The sequence below is a fragment of the Pseudomonadota bacterium genome (assembly GCA_016711215.1).
Lineage (GTDB): Bacteria > Myxococcota_A > Polyangia.
Genome location: JADJTL010000001.1, coordinates 663,837 through 681,353, shown reverse-complemented (window position 1 = coordinate 681,353; position 17,517 = coordinate 663,837). Strand labels below are relative to the sequence as shown.

The following is a 17,517-nucleotide window of genomic DNA, read 5'->3' as shown; positions in this document are numbered from 1 at the left end:
CTCCCCGATCATCTCGGCTCGACCATCTCGGCCCGTCGACGCCGCGTGGGGGAACGCAGAGCGAAGCGCCTGCAAGCCCCGCCCACAGCGACCGCGCCCTAATCGCCACACCTAATAAGTGGCGAGAGGATACCGTGCGAGGGCCGCAGTCGGCAAGAAAGACGCGGCCTCGCATTGCTCAGGGCGCAGGGAGAGGCTGCTCAGGCCGCGCGGAGGCTGTCCAGGGCGCGCGGAGGCGCCTGCGTTGACACCCGTCGGCAGCACCCCTACCGTGCCCCGATGGCATTCGAGCTGACCTCCGAGCAGGGCGATGACGGGCTGCTCACGCTGATCCTGCGCGGGCCGCTCGACGCCGAGGCGGCCGAGCCGCTGGTCGGGCTGGTCGCGCGGCTGGTGCGCCAGCGACGCAACGTGCTGCTCGATCTGGCGGGGGTGCCGGCGATCGACTCGATTGGCCTCGCGACCCTGACCGAGTGTCTGGCGCTGGCTCGGCGGCGCGGGACCTCGCTTCGCGCACGCGGCGCGAGCCCGAGCCTGAGGCAGGCGCTGGCCGCCGCAAGCGCCCCGGCGCCCGAGCCTCCGCGAGCGAGCGCGCCCTACCTCGAGCGCGTCGGCAGCGCCGGCCAGCGGCTCGCGCGCGCCGCCCTGGCCTTCGCGCACCTGCTGGCCGATACGGGCTATTGGGCGGTGGTCGCCCCGCTGCGCCGCCGTCTACCGCCGCCCGGGGCGACCACCGAGCAGGCGACGCGCATCGGCGTCGACAGCGTGCCGATCGTCGGCTTGACGGGCTTTCTGCTCGGGCTGATTCTGGCCTTCCTGGCGGCCTATCAACTGCGGCAGTTCGGGGCGACGATCTACGTCGCCAACCTGGTCGCGCTGACGATGGTGCGCGAGCTTGGCCCGGTGATGACGGCGATCCTCGTCGCTGGCCGCAGCGGATCCGCCATCGCCGCCGAGCTGGGCACGATGACCGTCAACGAGGAGATCGACGCCCTGCGCACGATGGCGATCGATCCGATTCGCTACCTCGTGGTGCCGCGGGTCTACGCGATCTCGTTGACGCAGCCCGCGCTGACGCTCTTCTCCATGGCGCTCGGCGTCGGCGGCGGGCTGTTGATCGGCATTCTCTTCCTCGACCTCAACGCGACGATCTACCTCAAGCAGACGGTCCAGGCGCTCTCACTCAACGACCTCTGGCACGGGCTCTCGAAGAGCCTCGTCTTCGCCTGGGTCATCGTGATGGCGGCCTGCCACTATGGGCTGCGCATCCGCGGCGGTCCGGCCGATGTCGGGCGCGCCACGATCGCCTCGGTGGTCTCCAGCATCTTCGCAGTGATCATGGTCGACAGCGCCTTCGCTGTCGTCGCCACCGTGCTCAAATGATCGCGGCTCGCTCCGGCATTCTGCCACGCGCGGAGGAAGGCCCGGCGGAGCCGGCTCTCGACCAGGCCGCGCCTGCCGTCGAGGTGCGCGGCCTCAGCGCCGGCTACGACGACCGGCTCGTCGTGCACGACCTCTCGTTCACGGTGCCACGCGGGCGCATCGTCTGCCTCGTCGGCGGCAGCGGCTGCGGCAAGTCCACCGTGATTCGGACGCTGGTCGGGCTCCTCAAGCCGATGGCCGGCACGGTGCGCGTGCTGGGGCGCGACCCGCTGCACCTGGGCGAGCGCGAGCGCATTGCGCTGCTCCGTCGCGTCGGCATGCTCTTCCAGGGCGGCGCGCTGCTGGGATCGCTGAGCGTCGGCGACAACGTCGCGCTGGCGCTGCGCGAGCACACGGACTTGCCTGATGGCGTGATTCGCCGCATCGTCGAGCAGAAGTTGGCCCTGGTCGGCTTGAGGGGACGGCAGACTTGCTACCGGCACAGCTCTGGGCGGCATGCGGAAGCGCGCCGCGATCAGTCGCGCATTGGCGCTGGACCCGACGCTGCTCGTCTGCGACGAGCCCTCGGCCGGCCTCGACCCCGTCGTCGCGGCGGGGCTCGACGCGACCCTGCGCGGGTTACAGCGGCAGCTCGGCATGACGATGGTCGTGGTCACGCACGAGCTCGCCAGCATCGGCGTGATCGCCGACCACGTCGTGATGTTGGCGCGCGATGGCCACCTGCTGGCGCAGGGCAGCGTCGCCGAGCTGCAGCAGAGCGCTCAACCGGGCGTGCGCGAGTTCTTCCAGCGCAGCGCCCCGACCGCCGCCGAGCGGACGACCGGGCCGAGCTTGCTGGCCGCGCTGGAAGCGGATACCGAGCGGGAAGCGCTCCCCCTGCAGCACGGCGGCCAGCGCTGATGGCTACTCGCGCACAGCAGGTGCGGCTCGGCGTGTTCATCGTGCTCGCCACCCTGCTCTTCGTCGTCGCCGTCGGCGCACTGGCGGGGCTCCGGCTCTGGAATCCTCGCGACCGCTACTTCGTGCGCTACCACGAGTCGGTCAGTGGGCTGGCCAGCGGCGCCGCCGTCAACATGCAGGGGGTGCGCGTCGGCACTGTCGAGCGGGTGCTGGTCGACGACGTCGAGACCGTGCGCGTGCGGCTCGCGCTCGATCCGGGGACCCCGATCAAGGCCGACACGCGCGCCGTGGTCGCCTCGATCGGGCTGACGGGCCTGCGCTTCGTCGAGCTGAGCGGCAGCTCGCGACGGGCCCCGCGACTGCATCCCAACGGGCCGCGCTCGGAGATCCGCGCCGGCAGCTCACTGACCGAGACGATCACTGGCCGGGCGATCGACGTGTCGCAGAAGATCGAGCAGGTCGCCAACAACCTGATTCGCATCACCGATGACACGAACCGCGAGCGTCTGGGCTCGTTGCTGAGGCATGCCGACCAGGCAGCGGAGGGCCTCGCCGCCTTGCTCGAGCGCGAGCGCGTCGGACGGCTAATGACGAACCTCGATCGCAGCGCGACGGCGATGGCGCGCGCCGCCAGCGCCGTCGACCAGCTCGCGAGCGAGCTCCGACCTGGCCTGCGAGCGATGGTCGCGGACGGCGCGGCGGCGATGGCGACGCTGCAACGGACGCTGCAGCGCACGCGACCCCAAGCAGCGCTCGACGAGGTGGCCCTGGCCGCGCGGGCGCTGCGCCTGCGGATCGAGCAGCCGGGCACGGGCCAGGCGCTCAACGCGCTGCGCGATGCCGCGCTGACCCTGCAGCAGCTGGGGATTCAACTCACGGGCACGCTGCGCCGCAGCGATCCGCAGCTCGCGCGCCTGCTGAGCGTGCTGCAGGGGGCCGCCGGCAACCTCCGCGCCTTCGCGCAGGCGATCCGGGACCGACCCTCGCTGCTGCTGCGCGGCGAGGCGGTCAAGGAGAGATCACTGCCATGATCGTCGCTGCAACGACCCCCGGCGCGCGCCGCGCGCGGGCAACCGGCGCGCGCGGCCTCGCGCGGCTCGCCTTGCTCCTCGGCGCGGCGAGCCTGACGGGCTGCTGGGGCACGCCCCCAGCCAACGAATACTATTACGTGCTCGCGGCCCCCACGCTCAGCGGCTCGCAGCGGACGCAGAGGAAGGGGCCAACGCTGGCGGTGGCGCCGCTGCAGGTCGCTCCCGGCTACGAGTCGCAGCGACTGGTCTACCGCGGATCGGAGCACGAGCTGCGCTACTACGGCTACCGCCGCTGGGCCGCCGATCCAGCTGAGCTCGCGACGCGCGCGCTGATCCGCCACCTGCGCGCCTCCGGCCGCTTCGCCCGCGTCGACGACGAGGCGCACCTGCCCCAGGCGAGCGCGCTGCTCGGCGGCACGATCGAGGCGATCGAGGAGCTGGACCGCGGGGATCAGACCTACGCCCACCTCGCCGCAACGCTGACGCTTCAGGCCCCAGATGGCTCGCTGCTGCTGCGCCATGAGTTCGACGAGGTGCGCCGCTGCGCGGCCCGCGACCCGCGGCGCGTCGTCGCGCTCTTGAGCCAGATCCTCGCCGAGCAGGCCACGCGGCTGGCGCCCCGTGCCCTGCACGCCCTCGCGCGCTGAGGCCAGGCGGTCCCGGGGTGTCGGGCGCGTGGGCAGGCAGCGCGCGCGCCGGCATGGACAGCATGGGCAGCACGGACGGCACGGACGCGGCACGGACGCCGACTTGTCGCCACCCGCGCTCGGGGTATATACCGAGCCCCAACTTAGGCGACGGGTACCCTTCGCGCGGGCGGAGCGCCGAAGGGCGGGAGGATAGCTTGATGATCAAGGACGAGCTGGCGACGACCAACGCGACGCTCGATGTCGATCCGATCGAGACCCAGGAGTGGCTGACCTCGTTCGATGCGATGGTGCAGCAGCATGGCCACGAGCGCGCGCGCTTCATCCTCACGCGGCTCTTGCGCCAGGCGCAGGACGGCGAGATTCCGCTGCCGGCGTTGGTCCAGACCCCCTACCTCAACACGATCCCGGCGGCGGCGGAGCCGGCCTACCCCGGCGATGAGGCGATCGAGCGGCGCATTCGCCGCTACATCCGCTGGAATGCGGTGGCGATGGTGCTGCACGCCAACGAGCGCGACGGCCTCGGCGGGCACCTCTCGACCTACGCCTCGGCGGCGACGCTCTACGAGGTCGGCTTCAATCACTTCTTCCGCGGCGCCGACGATGGCCCCGGCGACATGGTGTATTTCCAGGGTCATGCCTCGCCCGGCATCTACGCCCGAGCCTTCCTCGAGCGCCGGCTGACCGAGGACCACCTGCGCAAGTTCCGGCGCGAGGTCGCTGGCGGCGGGCTCTCGAGCTACCCCCACCCGACGCTGATGCCGGACTTCTGGCAGTTTCCCACCGTCTCGATGGGCCTCGGACCCCTGTCGGCGATTTACCAGGCACGCTTCAACCGCTACCTGCACCACCGCGGGTTGGCCGACAGCAGCAAGTCCCGGGTTTGGTGCTTCGTCGGCGATGGTGAATGCGACGAGCCGGAGACGCTCGGCGCGCTGCACCTGGCGTCGCGTGAAAAGCTGAGCAACCTGGTCTTCGTGATCAACTGCAACCTGCAGCGGCTCGACGGACCCGTGCGCGGCAACGGCAAGATCATTCAAGAGCTCGAGGCCGTCTTCAACGGCTCTGGCTGGCGCGTGATCAAGGCGATCTGGGGCCGCGAGTGGGACAAGCTGCTCGCCGCCGACCATGAGGGCGTGCTCGCCGACCGGATGGGCCAGACCGTGGACGGCCAGTACCAGAAGTACTCGGTCGAGAGCGGCGCCTACATCCGCGAGCAATTCTTCGGCCCCGATCCACGTTTGCAGGCGCTCGTCGCCGACCGCACCGATGCGGAGCTGGCGCGCCTGCGCCGCGGCGGCCAGGATCTCCGCAAGGTCTACGCCGCCTACCATGCAGCGGCCGGCGAGACCGAGCGGCCGACTGTGATCCTCGCCAAGACCGTCAAGGGCTGGACCCTCGGCCAAGGGATCGAGGGTCGCAACGTCACCCACCAGCAGAAGAAGATGACGATCAAGGAGCTCGCCGTCTTCCGCGACCTGCTCAACCTCGACATCAGCGACAGCCAGCTCCTCGACCCGCCCTTCATCCGCTTCCCCAAGAAGAGCGAGGAGTTCGAGTACCTGATGGAGCGGCGCCAGGCGCTGGGCGGCTTTCTTCCCGCGCGCAAGCAGGTCGCCCTGCGGCGCAGCGTGCCGGAGGTCGGCTTCTTCGAGCGCTACCTCAAGGGCAGCGGCGACCAGGACGTCTCGACGACGGCGGCCTTCGCTCGGATGCTGGGCCAGCTCCTCGCCCATCGCGAGCTCGGACCGTGGATCGTGCCGATCGTCCCCGACGAGGCGCGCACCTTTGGCATGGACGCGCTCTTCCGCCAGTACGGCATCTACTCCTCCGTCGGCCAGCTCTACGAGCCTGTAGACGCGCATATGCTGATGAGCTACCGCGAGGCCAAGGATGGTCAGATGCTCGAGGAGGGCATCTGCGAGGCCGGCTCGATGGCGAGCTTCATCGCCGCGGGCAGCGCCTACGCCACCTTCGACAAGCCGCTGCTACCCTTCTACATCTATTACAGCATGTTCGGCTTTCAACGCGTCGGCGACCAGATTTGGGCCGCCGGGGACCAGCGCTGCCGCGGCTTTCTGCTCGGCGCCACCGCCGGCCGCACGACGCTGCGCGGCGAGGGTCTGCAGCATTGTGACGGCCATAGCCCGCTGATGGCTGCCGCCTACCCGCACGTCGTGCACTACGACCCGGCCTGGGCCTACGAGGTCGCCGTGCTGCTGCAACACGGGCTCAAGCGCATGCTCGAGCAAGAAGAGCGGGTGATCTTCTACCTGACGCTGCAGAACGAAGGCTACCCGATGCCGCCGATGCCCGAAGGGGTGACGCAGGGCATCATCGACGGCATCTATTGCTACCGGCGCGGCAGCGGCGAGGGGCCGCGCGTGCAGCTGCTCGGCAGCGGATCAATCCTCTGCGAGGCGCTGCGCGCCCAAGAGCTCTTGTCCGAGCAGTTCGGCGTCGTCGCCGATGTCTGGAGCGTCACGAGCTACGTCAACCTGCAGCGCGAGGCGCTGGCCTGCGAGCGTCATAACCTGCTCCACCCGCTCGAGGCACCGCGCGTGCCGCTGATCACGCGGACGCTGCAAGGCAGTGAGGGCCCGGTGATCGCGGTCAGCGACTACGTGCGCGCGCTGCCGGACCTGGTCAGCCGCTGGATTCCCGGTGGCTTGTTCACGCTCGGCACCGACGGCTTTGGCCGCTCGGACACGCGTCCCGCCTTGCGGCGCTACTTCGGCATCGATGCCGAATACACGGCGCTCGCCGCGCTCAAGCGCCTGGCCGAAGGCGGCACAATCGACAACCAGCGAGTGGCGGAGGCCGTCGCCAAGCTGGGAATCGACGCCACCCAGCCCGACGCCGCGACCTACCTACCCTAGCCCCCTGACCGCTCGAGGACTGGCCGCCAAGCTTGACGGCCAGTCCGGACCGCTGACCGGCCGTCGCGGCTTGATGATCGCCTCGGATGGCATAGACTGGTTGCCATGAGCACCAGACCGCCCCCCGACGACTTCGCCGACACCACGGTGGCCTTGCTCGGCGACGAGGACACCAGCCACCTGCTACAGGTGCGGGATCGGGCTTACGTGATCATGCTGGCGGGCAGTCAGGTCGGCCAGATGTTCAAGATCGAGGGCGAGATGGTGATCGGCCGCGGCGCGGAATGCACGGTGCCGATCACCGATGAGGGCATCTCCCGCCAGCACCTGCGCCTAACCGAAGGCGCCAACGGCGAGGTGAGCATTACGGACCTCGGCAGCCGCAACGGCACGATCGTCAACGGTGATCGCGTGCAGTCGAGGCTGCTCGCGGACGGCGACCGGATTCAGATCGGGTCAACCACCATTCTCAAGTTCTCCTATGCCGACCATCTCGACGAGACCTTCCAACAAAAGATGTACGAGGCGGCGGTCCGCGACCCGCTGACGCGGGTCCACAACCGCCGCTTCATGCTCGAGCGCCTCGCGGGCGAGGTGCGTTACTCGGCGCGCCACGGCTCACCGCTCGCGCTGACGGTCTTCGACCTCGACCACTTCAAGCGCGTCAACGACACCCACGGCCACGGCACGGGCGACGCCGTGCTCGTCGCCTTCGCCACGCGCCTCGCCGCCGCCGTGCGCGACGAGGACCTGGTCGTGCGCTTCGGTGGCGAGGAGTTCGTCTTGATCTGTCGCGGGCTCAACAGCGACATCGCTCGGGTGGTCGCCAATCGCATCCGTGAGCAGACGCAGGCCCAGCCCCTGGTTCCCGCGATCAGTGAGTTGATCGTCACTGTCAGCGGTGGCGTCGCCAGCATCCCCCATCCAAGCGTGAGCAGCGCGGAGGAGCTCCTCGCTGCCGCCGACGAGGCGCTCTACGCCGCCAAGACAAGCGGGCGGGACCGCATCTGCGTCTACGGCGAGCGCTGCGGCTGAGCGGCTGAGCGGCTGAGCGGCTGAGCGGCTGAGCGGACGAGCGAATGAAGGCGCCGCTCGCGACACGCGACCAGCGTGACGCCGGCGTGACGCGCTCCAGCCGAAGGGCGTGGTTAGCGCGCTGCGAGCGCCCTCGACCCAACCCAAGGCATCGCGGGGGCTATCGATCGCCGGGGTGGTTCAATCCGCCGGCTTGAGCTCGGCGACGCGCTTGCGTGCAGCGTCCTTATCCTTGAACCACTGGACGTCGACCTCCTTATAGGCCGACTGCGCGTCCGGTACGTCCTCCTCGGCGAAGATCGCCGAGACGGGGCAGGCCGGCTCGCAGGCGCCACAGTCGATACACTCATCCGGATCGATGTAGAGCTTGCGGTCGACGCCCTCCTCATAGTGAATGCAGTCGACGGGGCAAACCTCGACGCAGGCCGTGTCCATCACGTCGACACACGGTTCACCGATTACATAGGCCATGCTGCTCATCTCCTCTTTGCTGCGCGTCGTTGCTGCGCGCGTCGTTGCTGCGCGCGTCGTTGCTGCGCGCGTCGTTGCTGCGCGTCGTTGCTGCGCGCGCTGGCGCTGGTCGCCGGGCGTCCCCGCCACCGATGGCGCGGGACGCGCAAGCGCGCTCGTATATAGCGCTTTTGCCGCGCTGGGAAAAGCCCCGGACGGGCCCCGCGCGCGGCGCCGATCACCCCTCGCGCTTGATCTCCCAGCTGTCTCCCTCGCGGAAGATGGCGTCGAGATCGGGCGGCTGGCGCAGCCGCGCCTGACGAATCTGCTGCTCCATCAGCTCGTCGTAGACCGGGCGCTGAACGGAGCGAAAGACCCCCAGCGGCACCGGAAACTCTGGGCTCGTCATCCGATCGAGCATCATCGCCAGCGTCGGATCCTCGCGCTGCTCGTCATGGACCAGCAGCTCCTCTCGGCGCAGCGCTGGGTCATCGAGCCGGACGACCTCGGGTCGGACACCGCTCGCGCGAATCGCCTTGTCGCGTTGCGCGCCGAAGACCAGCGGCTGCCCATGTTCGAGCAGCACCGTCCGCTCGGTGCGCCAGGCCTTGTCCGCGAACTCGTCGAAGGCGCCGTCGTTGAAGATGACGCAGTTCTGGTAGACCTCGACGAAGGCGGTGCCGTGATGTCGCGCGGCGCGCAGCAGCACCTGCTGCATGTGCTTGGTGTCGCGGTCGATCGTGCGCGCCACGAAGGTGGCCTCGGCCGCCAGCGCCACGCTCAGCGGTCGAATCGGGTGATCGATGTTGCCGTAGGGCGAGGACTTGGTCTTCTTGCCGAACTCGGAGGTCGGCGAGTACTGCCCCTTCGTCAGGCCGTAGATCTGGTTGTTGAAGAGGATGATCTTCAGGTCGACGTTGCGCCGCATCGCGTGCAAGAGGTGGTTTGCACCGATGCTGAGCCCGTCGCCGTCGCCGGTGATGACCCAGACGTGGAGGTCGGGCCGCGCCATTTTTAGGCCACTGGCGAGCGTCGGCGCTCGCCCGTGAATGCTGTGAAAGCCGTAGGTGCTCATGTAGTAGGGCAGCCGGCTCGAACAACCGATGCCCGAGACGAAGACGATGTTCTCGCGCGGGATCCCGAGCTCGGGCAGCGCGCGCTGAATCTGCGACAGGATGGCGTAGTCGCCGCATCCTGGGCACCAGCGCACCTCCTGGTCGGAGACCATGTCCTTGCGCGTGAGCTTGACCGCTGTCGTGGACATCGGCGTCACCTCACCTGCGGCGACGGCGCCGCATCATACAGTTGACCAATCTGCTCGTAGATTTCGTTGATGCCGAAGGGACGACCCGCCACGCGGTTGTAGCCGCGCACATCAACCAGGAAGCGCGCGCGCAGCAGCAGCGCGAGCTGCCCAAGATTGATCTCGGGCAGCCAGACGCGCTCGAAACGACCGAGGATCTGACCGAGGTTCGCCGGGAAGGGATTGAGGTAGCGCAGATGCGCATGTGAGACCGAGCGCCCCTCGCGGCGGTGGCGCTGCACGGCGCTGCGCAGCGCGCCAAAGGTGCTGCCCCAGCCGAGCACGAGCACGCGTCCCTCCTCAGCCCCCCAAACCTCCTGAGGTGGCACATCCTGCGCGATTCGCGCGATCTTCTCGGCCCGCAGCAGCACCATCCGATGGTGGTTCTCGCCGTCGTAGCTCACCTTGCCGCTGCCATCCTCCTTCTCCAGCGTCCCGAGGCGGTGCTCGAGGCCAGGCGTGCCAGGCACGGCCCAGGGACGCGCGAGCGACTCGGGATCCCGCGCGTAGGGACGAAAGACCTCCCCAGGACGGGCCTCGGCGTGCTGCACGTCGATGCGCGGCAGGTCGGCGGCGTTCGGTATGCGCCACGGCTCGGAACCGTTGGCCAGATAGCCGTCGGAGAGCAGCACCACCGGCGTCATATGCCGCAGCGCGATGCGGAAGGCCTCGACGGCCATGTTGAAGCAATCAGCGGGCGTCGCTGGCGCCACCACGGCGACGGGGGACTCGCCGTTGCGACCGAACATCGCCTGGAGCAAATCAGCCTGTTCGGTGCGCGTGGGCATGCCCGTGCTCGGCCCCGCGCGTTGAACATTGACCACGACGAGCGGCAGCTCCGTCATCACCGCCATCCCGAGCGCCTCGCCCTTGAGCGCGAAGCCAGGGCCACTCGTGCCGGTCAGCCCGAGGGCGCCCCCGAAGGCCGCGCCGATGGTCGAGCCGATCGCGGCGATCTCGTCCTCCGCCTGGAAGGTCTTGACGCCGAACTGCTTGAAGCGCGACAGCTCGTGCAAGATCTCGCTCGCCGGGGTGATCGGATAGCTGCCGTAGAACAAGGGCAGACCCGTGATCTGCGAGACCGCCAGGCAGCCGAGCGCGATAGCGCTATTGCCCGTGATGTTGCGGTAGGTGCCCGGCTCCAGATTGGCCGGACGGACGACGTAGTGCTCGGAGAACATCTCCGCGGTCTCGCCGAAGGCGTGCCCGGCCTTGAGCGCCAGTTGGTTGGCGTTGGCCAGATCCTGACGACGACCGAACTTCTCGGCGATCAGCCGCAGCGTCGGCTCGGTCGGCCGGTTGAAGAGCCAATACATCAGCCCGAGCGCGAAGAAGTTCTTGCAGCGCACCACCTCTTGACTGGTCAGCCCGGTCTCCGCCAGCGTGCGCTCGTTCATGCTGGTGATCGGCACCTCGAACACGCGAAAGCCAGCGAGGCTGCCGTCCTCGAGGGGGCTCACGGCGTAGCTCGCCTTCTTCAGGCTCGCCGCGTGAAACTCATCGCTGTTGACGATGATCGTCGCGCCGCGCGGCAGGTCCTGCAGGTTGGCCGCGAGCGCCGCGGGGTTCATCGCCACCAGCACGTCTGGCTGATCGCCCGGGGTGAAGATATCCTCGTTGGCGAAGCTGATCTGAAAGGAGCTGACCCCGGGGACCGAGCCCGCGGGTGCGCGGATCTCCGCCGGGAACGCCGGGAGGCTGCTGACGTCGTTTCCGATCAGCGCCGAGGTGTTGGTGAAATGCGTGCCGGCGAGCTGCATGCCGTCGCCCGAATCACCGGAGAAGCGGATCGTCACGCGTGAGAGCTCTTTGCGCTCGACCATCCGCCCCGTTACGTCGTCCGCCTGCATCGCGACCTATCTCCATCGGCGCCGTCGTTACGACCGCACGCCACTCGTTCGGTCAGTCTACCGTCGCGGCAACGAGGCCGCCATCCCCTCGACCAGTTGGTCGACCAACTGCTCGGCCAGCTGCTCGGCCAGCTGCTCGGCCCGCTGCTCGGCCATCCCCTCGGCCAAGTGCCGCGTGCTCCGGCCGCGGAGCGCCCCCTCGGGGCCTCCGTCCCCTGTCGTGATGCGCGGAGCCTCAGCGCCCCGCCTCGGCGCAGCCCAGCGACGAGAGCGGCGCGAGGCCCGCCGACAGGGCCGCGGCGACCTCAGCCGCCGGCAGCGGTCTGGGCAGCCGCAGCGCGCCGACGAACTCCTCGTGGGGCCGGCCGGCGCGGTAGTCCGGCTCGCGCGGCGGGTGCAGCAGGTAACGCCCCAAGAGCTCGAGCCGGGCCTCGACCAAGACGGTGGCGGAGTAGTAGAGCAGTCCGCGCGCGCGATAAAGGCAAGCGCCCGAGATCTTCCTCCCGGCCTGTGCCAGGTCGCAGATCCCCTGGCGCTCGACCCCCTCTGCTCCCAGCCGCTTCAGCCCCTCGCCCAGCCAGTCGGAGAGCCGATGGAGCTGGCAGAGGTTGCCGCTGATGCCCTCCAGCGGCAGGCAAACCGAGACGATCACGTTGCCCGGGTCGAGGACCACGGTGCAGCCGCCGCCGCGGCGACGGAGCAGCGGGACACCGTCGCGCTCGCAGGCCGCCAGATCGACCTCGCGTTCCGCTCGGCTGCCGCGCCCCAGCACGATCACTGTGCGGTCGAGTCGATAGACCCGCCACCCGGCCCGCTCTCCCTGCTCGGCCGCGGCGATCAGCGCGTCGTCCTCGCTGAAGCTGGCGACGACCGGCGTGGCCATCAATGGGGCGTCGTCGAGCGCTTCAGCGGCGGGATATGCACCGGCAGCCCCTCAGCCACCTCGGCCGCCTCCATCAGCGCCTCGGAGAAGGTCGGATGAGGGTGAATCGTCGCGGTCAGATCCTCGAGCACGGCGCCCATCTCCAGCGCCAGCGCAGCCTCCGCGATCAGCTCCGAGGCATGTGGACCGACGATCCCGACCCCGCGCACGGCGCCACCCTCGGCGTCAGCGATCACCTTGACCAGCCCCTCCGTACGGCCAACCGTCCGCGCCCGGCCGAGCGCGCTGAGCGGGAACTTGCCGACGGTCACGGCCAAGCCACGCTGTCGCGCCTCGGACTCGCTGAGGCCGGCCCAGGCAACCTCGGGGTCGGTGAAGACGACGGCGGGGATGGCCACGTTATCGAAGGCCGCCGGGCGGCCAGCGATGACCTCGGCCGCCACCTTGCCCTCGCGGCTGGCCTTATGCGCCAGGCCGGGCCCGGCGACGATGTCGCCAATCGCGTGGATGTGCGGCACGCGGGTCCGCAGCTGCGCATCGACGGGAATCAACCCACGCGCATCGAGCGCGATCCCGACACGATCGAGGCCGAGGCTCTCGGTATTGGGCTTGCGCCCGACCGCGACGAGCACCTCGTCGACCTCGAGCTTGGTGCGCCCGGCGGCGCTCTCGGTCTCGACGATGCAAAGGTCGCCGCGACGCTCGAGGCCGACCATCCTCGTCTCGAGCTGGAGCGAGGCGAAGTGCTTGGAGGCGCTCCGCCGGACCGGGTCGACGAGGTCAGCGTCCGCCCCGGCGAGCAGCTGCGGCAGCAGCTCGACCAGCGTCACGCGCGAGCCGAGGCCGGCATAGACAAAGCCGAGCTCGAGGCCAATGTAGCCGCCCCCCAGCACCAGCAGGCGCTCCGGCACGCGCGGCACGGCCAGCGCCTCGCGCGAGGTCCAGAGCGCGATCCCCTCGAGCTGCGGCAGCAGCGTCGGACGTGATCCAGTGGCGAGGATGCAGTGCTTGAAGCGGATGCTGGCGACCTCGGAGCCGTTGAGGCGCAGCTCCTGCGGCCCGGCCAGCTCGGCGGTGCCTCGCAGCACGGCGATGCCGCGCTTCTTCAGCAGCGTCTGGATGCCGCCGGAGAGCTGATTGACGACCCCCTCGGTGAACTGCCGCAGCGCCGGGACGTCGAGCTTCAGCCCCTCGAAGGTGATCCCCATCTCCTTGCCGCGCCGCGCGCCTTCGATCACCTCGACCGCGGCGATCAGGGTCTTCGAGGGAATGCAGCCCTCGAGCAGACAGACGCCACCCAGTCGCTCGCGCTCGTCGACCAGCAACACCTCATGCCCGAGATCGGCGGCGCGGATCGCCGCGACGTAGCCACCCGGCCCACCACCGACGACGACGACCTCGGTCTCCTGCTGAATGCTTCCCATCACCATCGGCAATCCCCCTCTCGCCGGCCTGGGGACGAGCGAGCCATCCCGCACGCTTCCGCCCGGCCGCGTTGCTCATCGCTCGCCCACTAACGCTGCTTGCCCACCCCCGCGGGGCACCCAAGCGCTGCCGAAGCTGGCGACCGGGGCGGGCCCTCGCCCGCGCCGCCCACCGCCTCGGCGCCGCCTGGGTAACTGCCTAGCCTTCGAGTAGCAGCCGCCCCGGATCGGACAATCGGGCCACCACCGCGCTGAGGAAGCGCGCGGCATCCGCACCGTCGATCAGGCGGTGATCGAAGACGAGGCTCATCGGCATGATCTTGCGCACGACGATGGCACCGTCGCGGACGACAGCGCGATCGGCGGCTCGACCGAGTCCGAGGATGGCTGCCTCGGGGTAGTTGATCGTCGGGATCACCGCGGTCCCGCCCAGACTCCCTACATTGGTAATCGTGAAGCTTCCGCCGCGCAGCTCCGCGACGTCGATCGTCCCGGCTCGCGCCTTGTCGGCGAGCCGCTGCAGCGCCTCGGCCAGCTCGTCGATGCTCAGGCGGTCGGCGTGGTGAATCACCGGGACGACCAACCCGCGCGGCGTATCGGCGGCGAAGCCGAGGTTGAAGTAGCGCTTGTAGACGATCTCCTGCTTGAAGGGATCGATGCTGGCGTTGAACTGGGGCGCCTTGCGCAGCTGGGCGAGCAGGGCCTTGGCGACGAAGGGCAGCAAGGTCAGCTTGGCTTGCGACGCCGAGCGCTTGGCATTCTGTTCGCGGCGAAAGGCGTCGAGCTCGGTGACATCGGCCTCGTCCATATGCGTGACGTGCGGCACGATGGTCATCGAGGCCACCATCTTCATCGCGACCTTGCGGCGGATCGAGCGCAAGGCCTCGACCTCGACTGGCCCCCACTGGCCGAAATCGGGCAGCGGCTCGACCTCGAAGAAGGGAATCGGCGACCCGCCCGCGGGCGCGACGAAGCCAACGGTGCTGCTCGACGTGGCGGCGAGGGCCGGGACCGAGGCACCGCCTGCCGCAACCGCCAGGCCCGCACCCGACCCGCTGGCGTGGCGCCGCACGTCCTCGGTGGTCACCCTGCCGCCGGGCCCCGAGCCCTGCACGGCATAGAGGTCGATCCCGAGCTCACGCGCGAGCCGTCGGGTCGCCGGTGCCGCGGCGACCAGTCCGCGCTCCGCCGCACCGGCGCCTGCAGCCGCAGCCGGGGCAGCGGGGGCTACCGGCGCTGCCGGCAACTTGGCGCTTGCAGCGGGCGTTGCAGCGGGCGTTGCAGCGGGCGTTGCAGCGGGCGCGCCACCATCGTCGATCACGACCAGCACACTGCCAACCGCCAAGCGATCGCCGACGGCTCCCTCGGTGCGCGTCACCGTGCCTGCGCGCGGCGACGGGATCGTGACGGCGGCCTTATCGGTTTCGACCTCGACGAGCGGGTCGTCTTCCTTGACGCGATCACCGGCCTTGACGTGCCAGTGCAGGATCTCGCCCTCTTTTACACCCTCGCCCAGATCGGGCAGCTTGAACTCGTACAAGACATCCTCCTTGAGGCCGCTGCGCGGAAGCGAGGCGCGCGCGAATCAGTCGGCCAAGGCTTGCCCAACCGCCGCGATGATCCGCGCCTCGTTGGGCATGTAGAGCCGCTCGCGCTGAAAGAAGGGCGTCACGACATCGTAGCCGCTCACGCGCTGCACGGGCGCCTCGAGCTGTAGCAAGACTTGATCGTTGATGCGCGCAACGATTTCGGACGCCAGCGAGAAGGAGCGCGGCGACTCCTGCACGATCACGCAGCGGCCGGTGCGCGCGACCGACTCGACGATCGTCGCGGTGTCGAGCGGCGCGATGCTCTGCACGTCGATCAACTCGACCTGCACACCATCCTCGCGCGCCAGCAGATCGGCGGCGCGGCGGCTGGGGAGCATCATCGCGCCCCACGACACCAGCGTGACATCGCTGCCGGTGCGCTCGACGTGGGCCCGCCCGAGCACCCCGACCTCGGGTTCCTCGGGCACCTCCTCGCGGAAGGCACGGTAGAGCTGCGCCGGCTCCATGAAGATCACTGGGTCGGGGTCGCGTATCGCCGCCGCGAGCAGGGCGCGTGCGCTGCGCGGGCCCGAAGGGATCACCACCTTCAACCCGGGAACGCCGGCCAACGTGGCCTCGCGACTCTCCGAGTGGTGCTCGTGGGCGCGAATGCCGGCGCCGTAGGGCATCCGCAGCACCAGCGGCACGGTCCACTGACCCAGCGTGCGCGAGCGATAGCGCGCGGCATGCCCCTCGAGCTGGCCAAAGCCGAGAAAGACGAAGCCCGCGAACTGGATCTCGATCACTGGACGGAGCCCAGCCAGCGCCATCCCGATCGCCGTGCCAACGATGCCCGACTCCGCGAGCGGCGTGTCAATCACGCGCTCGGCGCCAAAGGCCGTGTGCAGCCCGGCGGTCACGCGGAAGACGCCCTCATTGATCCCGATGTCCTCACCGAGCAGCACGACGCGATCGTCGCGCTCCATCTCCTGGCGCAGCGCCAGGTTGATCGCCTCGACCATCGTCAGCTTAGGCGCCATGGCCATCCACCGCTCCCGCGCGGGGCAAGGAGCCAAGGAAGCTCCGGCGCTGCGCTTCGATCTCGGGATCGGGCGTGCCGTAGACATGGTCAAAGAGCACGTCGGGGCGCCAGCCCCCGGCCTGCTCCGCCGCGTTCACCGCCGCGTCGATCTGCTGCCGCATCCGCTCCTGCAGCGCCTCCTGTTGCGCCTCGCCCCAGAGGGCTCGGCCCTCGAGGTAGCGGCGCATCCGGGGCAAGGGGTCGCGCTTCCACCAGCGCTCGACCTCGGCGTCACTGCGATAGCGGCGCGGGTCGTCGGCGGTGGTGTGCATCAGCAGGCGGTAGGTCAGCGCCTCGATCAGCGTCGGTCCTCCACCCTCGCGCGCCCGCTGCAGCGCCCGGTCGGTCGCCAGATACATCCCCAAGGGATCATTGCCGTCGACCTGCAGCCCCTCGAAGCCGTAGGCGATCGCCTTCTGCGCGATCGTCTCCGAGCGGGTCTGCTGCTCGCGCGGATGCGAGATGGCCCATTGGTTATTGACGCAGATGAACACCACCGGGACCTGCCAAACGGCGGCGAAGTTCATCGCCTCGTGGACATCCCCCTGCGAGGTGGCACCGTCACCAAAGAAGCTGACGACTGCGGAGTCCTGCTCGCGGCGGTACTTCATCGCGTAGGCGATCCCCACGGCGTGCGGCACCTGAGCACCGACGATCGCCGTCACGGGCAGGGTTCGCCCCGGCTGCTGCTGGACGTTGCCCTCCTCGTGGCCGTGCCAGAAGTGGAGGCTCTGCTCCAACGAGTCGCCGCGCATCAGCCGCGCACCGAGCTCCCGGTAATAGCCGACGAACCAGTCGCGATCCGTCATCGCCAAGGCCGGCGCGCAGACGGCCGCCTCGTGGCCGGTGCAGGGCGGGCAGGTCCCCATCCGGCCCTGGCGCTGCAGGCGCACCAAGCGCTGATCGACCTCGCGTCCCAGCGACATCGCCTCATAGAGGCGCACGGCATCAGCGGCGGAGAGGCGCGGATCGAGCTTCTCGTCGAGCTGACCGTGCTCGTCGAGCACCTGCAGCTGTGACACGCTGAACTTGGCGACTTCCTTCAGTGGCAAACGAGCCCTCTCCAGGCGATCGAGCCGTACACGGCGCGCAGACGCTTCCCCGATCGCGGGGAAGGCGGTC

13 protein-coding genes are annotated in these 17,517 nt (G+C 69.5%); 5 read left to right on the top strand and 8 right to left on the bottom strand.

Features of this window, described 5'->3' with window-relative positions:
- Window positions 1–279: 279 nt before the first annotated feature.
- The 5 genes from IPL40_02665 to IPL40_02645 all read left to right on the top strand — a co-directional run bounded on the left by IPL40_02665 (window position 280) and on the right by IPL40_02645 (window position 7,875).
- On the top strand, window positions 280–1,383 hold the full coding sequence (locus IPL40_02665; protein MBK8480068.1) for an MlaE family lipid ABC transporter permease subunit: 1,104 nt from the start codon (window positions 280–282) through the stop codon (window positions 1,381–1,383).
- Window positions 1,380–3,314 (top strand): ATP-binding cassette domain-containing protein, encoded by a 1,935-nt coding sequence (locus IPL40_02660; protein ID MBK8480067.1) that lies wholly within the window; start codon window positions 1,380–1,382, stop codon window positions 3,312–3,314. Before IPL40_02665 ends, IPL40_02660 begins: the two co-directional genes overlap by 4 nt.
- The gene (locus IPL40_02655) at window positions 3,311–3,961 is read left to right on the top strand and encodes a membrane integrity-associated transporter subunit PqiC (protein ID MBK8480066.1); all 651 of its coding nucleotides are present in this window, start codon (window positions 3,311–3,313) and stop codon (window positions 3,959–3,961) included. Before IPL40_02660 ends, IPL40_02655 begins: the two co-directional genes overlap by 4 nt.
- A gap of 200 nt (window positions 3,962–4,161) precedes the next feature.
- Window positions 4,162–6,840: a pyruvate dehydrogenase (acetyl-transferring), homodimeric type gene (gene aceE, locus IPL40_02650; protein ID MBK8480065.1), complete on the top strand. Its 2,679-nt coding sequence runs from the start codon at window positions 4,162–4,164 to the stop codon at window positions 6,838–6,840.
- Window positions 6,841–6,945: 105 nt separating this feature from the next.
- Window positions 6,946–7,875: a GGDEF domain-containing protein gene (locus tag IPL40_02645; protein ID MBK8480064.1), complete on the top strand. Its 930-nt coding sequence runs from the start codon at window positions 6,946–6,948 to the stop codon at window positions 7,873–7,875.
- Window positions 7,876–8,055: 180 nt separating this feature from the next.
- Here IPL40_02645 and IPL40_02640 read toward each other — a convergent pair whose 3' ends face one another.
- The 8 genes from IPL40_02640 to pdhA all read right to left on the bottom strand — a co-directional run bounded on the left by IPL40_02640 (window position 8,056) and on the right by pdhA (window position 17,447).
- Complete coding sequence (locus IPL40_02640; GenBank protein MBK8480063.1) at window positions 8,056–8,346, bottom strand: 4Fe-4S binding protein; 291 nt, start codon at window positions 8,344–8,346, stop codon at window positions 8,056–8,058.
- Window positions 8,347–8,563: 217 nt separating this feature from the next.
- A complete protein-coding gene (locus tag IPL40_02635) occupies window positions 8,564–9,589 on the bottom strand; it encodes a 2-oxoacid:ferredoxin oxidoreductase subunit beta (protein ID MBK8480062.1) in 1,026 nt (341 codons plus the stop codon).
- Window positions 9,590–9,594: 5 nt separating this feature from the next.
- On the bottom strand, window positions 9,595–11,451 hold the full coding sequence (locus IPL40_02630) for a 2-oxoacid:acceptor oxidoreductase subunit alpha (GenBank protein MBK8480061.1): 1,857 nt from the start codon (window positions 11,449–11,451) through the stop codon (window positions 9,595–9,597).
- A 262-nt stretch (window positions 11,452–11,713) separates the two neighbouring features.
- Window positions 11,714–12,361, bottom strand: coding sequence for a hypothetical protein (locus IPL40_02625; GenBank protein MBK8480060.1), 648 nt, complete (start codon window positions 12,359–12,361; stop codon window positions 11,714–11,716).
- Window positions 12,361–13,791: a dihydrolipoyl dehydrogenase gene (lpdA, locus tag IPL40_02620; GenBank protein ID MBK8480059.1), complete on the bottom strand. Its 1,431-nt coding sequence runs from the start codon at window positions 13,789–13,791 to the stop codon at window positions 12,361–12,363. The genes IPL40_02625 and lpdA overlap by 1 nt, the downstream gene beginning before the upstream one ends.
- A 193-nt stretch (window positions 13,792–13,984) precedes the next feature.
- On the bottom strand, window positions 13,985–15,325 hold the full coding sequence (locus IPL40_02615) for a 2-oxo acid dehydrogenase subunit E2 (GenBank protein MBK8480058.1): 1,341 nt from the start codon (window positions 15,323–15,325) through the stop codon (window positions 13,985–13,987).
- 45 nt (window positions 15,326–15,370) lie between these two features.
- On the bottom strand, window positions 15,371–16,354 hold the full coding sequence (locus IPL40_02610) for an alpha-ketoacid dehydrogenase subunit beta (GenBank protein ID MBK8480057.1): 984 nt from the start codon (window positions 16,352–16,354) through the stop codon (window positions 15,371–15,373).
- Window positions 16,344–17,447 (bottom strand): pyruvate dehydrogenase (acetyl-transferring) E1 component subunit alpha, encoded by a 1,104-nt coding sequence (gene pdhA / locus IPL40_02605; GenBank protein ID MBK8480056.1) that lies wholly within the window; start codon window positions 17,445–17,447, stop codon window positions 16,344–16,346. Before pdhA ends, IPL40_02610 begins: the two co-directional genes overlap by 11 nt.
- Window positions 17,448–17,517: the final 70 nt, after the last annotated feature.

Coding starts and splice junctions, on each gene's coding strand:
- IPL40_02665 (MBK8480068.1), top strand. CDS start 280: ATGGCATTCGAGCTGACCTCCGAGCAGGGCGATGACGGGCTGCTCACG.
- IPL40_02660 (MBK8480067.1), top strand. CDS start 1,380: ATGATCGCGGCTCGCTCCGGCATTCTGCCACGCGCGGAGGAAGGCCCG.
- IPL40_02655 (MBK8480066.1), top strand. CDS start 3,311: ATGATCGTCGCTGCAACGACCCCCGGCGCGCGCCGCGCGCGGGCAACC.
- aceE (MBK8480065.1), top strand. CDS start 4,162: ATGATCAAGGACGAGCTGGCGACGACCAACGCGACGCTCGATGTCGAT.
- IPL40_02645 (MBK8480064.1), top strand. CDS start 6,946: ATGAGCACCAGACCGCCCCCCGACGACTTCGCCGACACCACGGTGGCC.
- IPL40_02640 (MBK8480063.1), bottom strand. CDS start 8,346: ATGGCCTATGTAATCGGTGAACCGTGTGTCGACGTGATGGACACGGCC.
- IPL40_02635 (MBK8480062.1), bottom strand. CDS start 9,589: ATGTCCACGACAGCGGTCAAGCTCACGCGCAAGGACATGGTCTCCGAC.
- IPL40_02630 (MBK8480061.1), bottom strand. CDS start 11,451: ATGGTCGAGCGCAAAGAGCTCTCACGCGTGACGATCCGCTTCTCCGGT.
- IPL40_02625 (MBK8480060.1), bottom strand. CDS start 12,361: ATGGCCACGCCGGTCGTCGCCAGCTTCAGCGAGGACGACGCGCTGATC.
- lpdA (MBK8480059.1), bottom strand. CDS start 13,791: ATGGTGATGGGAAGCATTCAGCAGGAGACCGAGGTCGTCGTCGTCGGT.
- IPL40_02610 (MBK8480057.1), bottom strand. CDS start 16,354: ATGGCGCCTAAGCTGACGATGGTCGAGGCGATCAACCTGGCGCTGCGC.